This is a genomic window from Kitasatospora sp. NPDC089797, from assembly GCF_040684795.1.
Classification (GTDB): domain Bacteria; phylum Actinomycetota; class Actinomycetes; order Streptomycetales; family Streptomycetaceae; genus Kitasatospora.
This window is the reverse complement of record NZ_JBFBGS010000105.1, coordinates 1-5,605: the sequence shown is the minus strand read 5'-3', so window position 1 is coordinate 5,605 and position 5,605 is coordinate 1. Positions and strand designations below refer to the sequence as shown.

At 70.3% G+C, this 5,605-nt stretch carries 4 protein-coding genes and 3 pseudogenes; 2 read left to right on the top strand and 5 right to left on the bottom strand.

Features of this window, described 5'->3' with window-relative positions; all coding sequences use genetic code 11:
* Window positions 1-1,320 precede the first annotated feature (1,320 nt).
* Window positions 1,321-1,491 (top strand): hypothetical protein, encoded by a 171-nt coding sequence (locus AB0O91_RS41010; RefSeq protein ID WP_363444618.1) that lies wholly within the window; start codon window positions 1,321-1,323, stop codon window positions 1,489-1,491.
* Window positions 1,492-1,868: 377 nt separating this feature from the next.
* On the opposite strand, the gene AB0O91_RS41005 is transcribed toward AB0O91_RS41010, so the two are convergent.
* The 5 genes and pseudogenes from AB0O91_RS41005 to AB0O91_RS40985 form a co-directional block, all read right to left on the bottom strand.
* Window positions 1,869-2,165 (bottom strand): hypothetical protein, encoded by a 297-nt coding sequence (locus AB0O91_RS41005; RefSeq protein ID WP_363444615.1) that lies wholly within the window; start codon window positions 2,163-2,165, stop codon window positions 1,869-1,871.
* A gap of 223 nt (window positions 2,166-2,388) precedes the next feature.
* Window positions 2,389-2,646 carry an acyl carrier protein gene (locus tag AB0O91_RS41000; protein WP_363444613.1) on the bottom strand — a complete coding sequence of 86 codons (258 nt, stop codon included), beginning with the start codon at window positions 2,644-2,646 and terminating at the stop codon, window positions 2,389-2,391.
* A gap of 719 nt (window positions 2,647-3,365) precedes the next feature.
* Window positions 3,366-3,489 (bottom strand): annotated as a pseudogene (locus AB0O91_RS40995) (IS5/IS1182 family transposase); the annotation flags it as partial.
* A gap of 124 nt (window positions 3,490-3,613) precedes the next feature.
* Window positions 3,614-4,315: a response regulator transcription factor gene (locus AB0O91_RS40990; protein ID WP_363444611.1), complete on the bottom strand. Its 702-nt coding sequence runs from the start codon at window positions 4,313-4,315 to the stop codon at window positions 3,614-3,616.
* A 678-nt stretch (window positions 4,316-4,993) separates the two neighbouring features.
* Window positions 4,994-5,224: pseudogene (locus AB0O91_RS40985) on the bottom strand (transposase); the annotation flags it as partial.
* A gap of 285 nt (window positions 5,225-5,509) precedes the next feature.
* Here AB0O91_RS40985 and AB0O91_RS40980 point away from each other — a divergent pair.
* A pseudogene (locus AB0O91_RS40980) lies at window positions 5,510-5,605 on the top strand (ABC transporter ATP-binding protein); the annotation flags it as partial.

Below are 5,605 nucleotides of genomic sequence, written 5' to 3'. Positions count from 1 at the left end.
CGGGGGCTGGGCGTCCCCGGCCGCCGGGGCGGGCCGGACAGCCCTTTCATGTCCGGCCCGCCCCGCATACCTCGCCGTCTGCGGGCCCGTCACCCTGGCGAGGTGTGACCATTCTTTCCGGCCGCAGCCCGCTGCCGTGGTGCTCATGCGCGAGAGATCGCGTGGCTCGGCCCACGATCTGCTGTCGCTGGACGGGCCCCGGTACCCGACGTCCCCCCGGGGGTGGTGGGCGTTCCCCGGCCCGCCCTGGCATCGGCCACCGCCGCGTCCGGGACTCCTGCGTCGAGACCGGTGCCGGCGTCTGGCGGATCTACTGGATGTGGGGTCCAGACGGCGGCGGGCGACCGGACCCCACGGCCGCGAGGCGCCACGGTGCTCACCGGCTCTGCCCGTCCCGGTCCGGCCCGCCGTCCTGGCGGCCCTGGCCCGCCGTCCGGCGCCGGGGACGTTGTGGTCCTGGCCGCCGCCCGGTCCTGCCCCGCCGTTCCAGTTGGCCTCGGTGTCGCCGCAGGCCTTGGCGTGGCTCACCGTCCGTTATCAGTGGCCCCGGGTTCTGGGCGGGGCTGCGTCGGGTGGTTCCGTTATCGACCACTGGTGACGGAACCACCCGGCCCGTGTGCCGTGTCCTCCCGGAGGCGTCGGGGTTCGGGAACAGGCGGCCGGGGACGGGGCTAGGCGTCCCCGGCCGCCGGGGACGGGCCAAGGCGCCCCGGCGGCCGGGGACGGGCCGGACACCCCTCAGTGTCCAGCCGACCCCGCACACCTCGCCGTTGAGCGGAGCACCGTGCTGGCGAGGTGTGACCATTGTTTCCGGCCGCCGCCTGCGGCCGTGGTGCTCATGCGCGAGAGATCGCGCGGCTCGGCCGACGATCTGCTGTCGCTGGACTGGGTCCTCCTCGGTGCCCGTCCCCAGGGCCCCCAGTGACGTCGGGGACGGCCCTCGCCCCGTCTCCCCGAAGGGGCCGCCGGGTCGCCGCTCCTGCCGATTCGTTACCCGTGGGCTCCGTAGGCGCCACCGGTCCTCCCGAAGGGGCTGCCAGGCCCCGCCCCGCCCCCTGCCATCCGTCCCCCCTCACCCGCACCCTCGACCCCGCCACGGTGTGCCGGGTCATGAGCTGGCTGGAGCGCACCCGCACCGCGGCCCCGCGCCGCGCGGCACCGAGCCGGCCCGGCTCACCCGGCCCGTCGTTCGACGCAGCCGCCTCTGACAGCCCGTCTCCTGGTGAAGGGTGTTGGCCTTGTTGTCCGGCGGGCGTTGGACGGGCGACCCCGGCCTGAGCCCCACACCCGACCCGCCGGGCGGGAAGGAGCCGGTGCCCCGTGACCGACGCCCACGCCGATCTCCCCAGCAGCCGCCGACACCTCGGCTGCGAGGACTGCCACGCCGGACGGGATCCCGACAACATCCGCATCACCGCGGTCGAACCTGGCCTGAGCATCACCGAGATCTGGCACACCGACCAGCGCCCCACCCACACGGTCGGATCCTGATGGAAGCCGGCGCGCAGAGGGTCAGGGAGCAGGAGGGGTGGGCCGAGGAAACCCTTCCCGCCGCCCACAACCGGCTGCGGGAAGCGGCTGCGGCGTCCCGGTCAGCACCGCCGGGCCGCCTTCGTCGCGGCCCTCATCGAGCTCGTCCAGGTCCAGGCCGACGACACCGGCCGCTCTGTCACCGTTCCGACGTGGGCCGAGATCCTCGACCGGCACTTCCTGCCAAAGAACCCGGCCTGACACTCCGGATCCGTCCGACCGGGCGGTGGTGTGGCTGGTGGACAACCGGGTGCTGCTGTCGGGGATCACGACGCTGACCCGGCTGGTCGCCGGTACGCGGGTCCAGGAGATGTGGCCGAGCTGTACCGGAGGCTGGATCAGGCGGTGCAGGGCGGGATGCGGCAGGCGATGCGCGAGCTGTTGAAGGTGTCGCAGGGGAAGCGGGTGTCGGAGCTGGAGCGGCTGCGGACCGGTCCGGTGCGGGTGTCGGGGTCGGCGATGCACGGGGCGTTGGACCGGGCGAGGGAGGTGCGGGAGCTGGGGGCGGGCTTGGTGGACACCGGCGGGGTGCCGCCGGTGCGGATGGCGGCGCTGGCCCGGTATGGGCTGGGGTCGAAGGCGTCGACCCTGCGGGATCCGGAGGAGACGCGCAAGACCGCGACGATGCTGGCCACGGTGCGGCACCTGGAGACCGTGTCGGTGGACGACGCCCTGGACCTGCTCGACGTCCTGATGGGCGGCCGGCCGCTCGGGCGGGCTGAGCGGATCGGCCGGGAGGAGAAGCCCAAGTTGCCGCGGAAGGGGTGCCAGGCCGGCTGCACCCCCGCGCACAGGAGCGGCCCCGTTGTGAGAACGGGGCGCCCGGCTCACCGTGGGTAGGGCCCGCCCCCTACCGCCTCAGGCCTGGGCCTTGGCGGAGGCGTCGACCGCGGCCAGGAACTCCTCCACGGACTGCCGGCTCATCTCGTCGAGGTCGAGGGTGACGCTGTACTGCTTCTCCACATCCGCCATGAGGGCAACCATGGACATCGAGTCCAGACCGATCTGACCGAAGCTGCGATCGGACCACTTGGCCAGGTCCTCGGCGCTGCACTCCGCCTCGGTGCGCCTGGTGATCAAGGCGGTGAGGTCCGCGAAGGTGAGCTCTGCGCTCATCAGAATCTCCGGGTATTCGTGGATGCCTGCCCTCAGGAAGGCGCCTGGGTGGGTCTTGCCCACTCCTGTCGCAGGCATCCGGGTGGCGGGCCGCCGCCCCGCCATGTCCACTCGCGCAAGTGATCATTGGGGATCATGAGTTGACACCCCGGGTGGCCACCTGTGCCGGAGCACGTCGGCACGCAACCTGTCACCGAGATCGATTCAGTGGCGCAGCGCCGGCGGGTCACCGGACGTCCGGTTCCGCGGGAGCCGACCCGGTACGGAGTGCACCGCAGTCGACCGATGCTCGGCGAGGCAGTGTTCCGGGTCGGGTGGTGCTGTGCGGGTTCCCGCGCTCTGGTGCTTCCCGCAAGGTCTGGACCTGTGGCCGAGGTCTTCCTTACCCGAGTCATCGGCTGCAGCGTCCGGGTTGCCGGGGCCCTCAGGGCGTGGTCAAGTCGCAGCGGTGTATGCGGTCGGGCAAGCAGACGGCCGGTCACCTCACAGCACGTTCATCCTTCTTGGGGCCGAAGCCCCTGATCAGAGGTGTCCGTCAAAACGAATCAAGCGCCTCCCAGGGTCCCCGGGTGTGGCGTCGACAGCATGCCCTGGACCGCCGTTGTCCTGGACGACTTCCGGGGCCGACCGGCCGCCCTTTTCGAGGTCCAGCCCCATTGCCACCTGCTGGTGTTGGTGCTGCCGGCCGAGATGCCACCGGTGAAGGGCAGCCTCACGCGGTCCGACAGGACGTGCATCTTGGAGCCGGGCTTGCCGCGGTCGACGGGGCTGGCGCTGGTGTGATCGCTCCCCTTTTTTCGCGCGGACGGACACCGATTCGACGATCACCCGTGAAACATCGAGCACATCCGCGGCACGCAGTCGAAACGAGGCTTTCGGCGGCGGTGAACGAGTCGTTAGCCCTGCAGGACGGTCGAGACTCTGCTTCCTCTGGGCCCTGGCATGCAGCCCTGAATTCGAGGCGTGCTCAGCGGCGGCACTGCCGAGGGATGCCGGTATGGAGCGGCTGGGGGCTTGGACGGAAATATCCCGACCTCACGGCGATTATCGCAGCTTGGGTGCGGTTGGCGGCGCCCAGCTTGGCCAGTATCGCGCTCACATGGTCCTTGACGGTGCTGAACTCCAGGTCGAGAAGATTCGCTATCTGGTCGTTTCTGTGGCCTTCCCCGATCAGGAGCAGGACATCGAGTTCCCTTGGAGTGAGGGTCTCGATGGCCGGCAAGGTGAGGCCGTCCGGCTGTGGGCGGCAAAGGCGCGCCTCCAGGGCGGCCCACGTGCTGGCAGGCCAGAAGGCCACCCCGCCGTTGCTCAGCAGGTGTATGGAGTGAACCAAGTCCTTGACGGTGATCGCCTTCGACAGGATTCCGGTGGCGCCGGCTTGCAGTGCTTCGTGATGGTGTTCTGGAGTTTCGCAGCTCGTGATGAGTGCGACGGGGATCGGAGCCGGATGTGAGCATGCGCTCCGGATGAAAGGAAGATAATTCGCGCAGTTTTCAAGTTCGGACGAATGGCAGAGGACTACCTGGGGGTGCCGGTCTGCGATGCTGGCCAAGGCCTCGGTTTCGGAGGAAGCGCTGACGCAGTAGAGATCCGGATTCGAATTAATGGCGAGCCGGAGGCATTCTGTTATGAAGGGTGATTCGTTCAAGATCAGGACATTTATGGGCATGGGGCGTTCTCCCGGGTGGTGTTCCTGGTTGGCCCGGCCGGTTCAATCCGGAAGCTCGGTGTCGCAAGGGCGTCTGGAGTGAGGACGGGGACGTGCCAAGAAGTCGGAGGTGTACCCCGTCGGTGCGGCGGGCCGGAGCGACTGGAGGTGATCGGTGTGTTTTCCGGCGGCCGGAGGCGGCGCGGCGAAGCTGACCGGCCGTTCGCCCGGGCCCGAGGACTTGGCCGGCACGGTTGGGCAGTGGATCTGGGGCGTGTACGGAAAGGCCCTGGGCCCACCTGTACGGGGGTGCGGCGGGCCCAGGGCCTTTCCGGCTGCCGTTCCCTCCCCGGAGGTGCGGGGAAGTCGGGAACGGGAAGCCGGGCGCAGGGGAATGCGTTCCGGCGGCCGGAACCGGCGGACACCCCACTGTGTCCGTCGGTTCCGCAGCCCCCGCCGTTGATTGGGCCGCCGCCTCGGCGGGTTGTGAATATTTTCTCCGGCCGCCGCCTCGGCCGCGGTGCTCATGCGCGAGAAATGGCGCGGCTCAGCCCACGATCTGCTGCTGCTGGACGGGACGCCTTGTCCGCCGACGGCGTTGAGGCCCTGGTTGTTGGCTCTGCCCCGGTCGCCACGCTCGCCGAACCGGCCGGCGGCGCCGCCCGTGCCGCTGATGCCGGTGCCTCCCGGCCGGCCTGGCCGGTCCGAACGCAGTCGGCCGATCACCTCGACCGGCAGGTCCACGAGCACGTGAGCCAGGCGGGCCACGTCGTAGCCGGCGTCCACCACGATGAGGATGTCCGGATCACCTCGGCGCCAAAGCCCTGCCGCGATGATGCGGTCGACGACCTCGCGCAGTTGGACCGCGGTGACGGAGGTCGCGTCGTCGGCCGGTCCCAGCCGGACCACGTCCAACAGCCCGGCGTAGTTGCGAATCCTCCGGGCGCTCTCACCGCGAGCGGCGGCGGGTGTGGCCAGTCCGGCGACGGCCTTCGAGGTCGTCGTGGGGTGATGTCCGCCGGGCCGATCGGGCTTGGGTCTGAGGGAAGGGTCATACCTCAGAAGGAGTGGGGCGTCTGCCCGACCGCCGAAACAAGGAGAGCACTCCATGCCTGAGGGGGACATTCCGGGGGCGGGCAGGTCATGAGGATGAAGTGAGAGGCGAGCATCCGTTTGCGTGTCCTCACCCTTCGCGCTCTGACGACAGGAGTCCACATGACCTTCCCCGCAACCGCCGTCCGTACCGGCCTGGCGGCCGCCCGCGCCACCGGCCTGAACAAGGTCTACGGGGAGGGGGAGACCCGGGTCGTC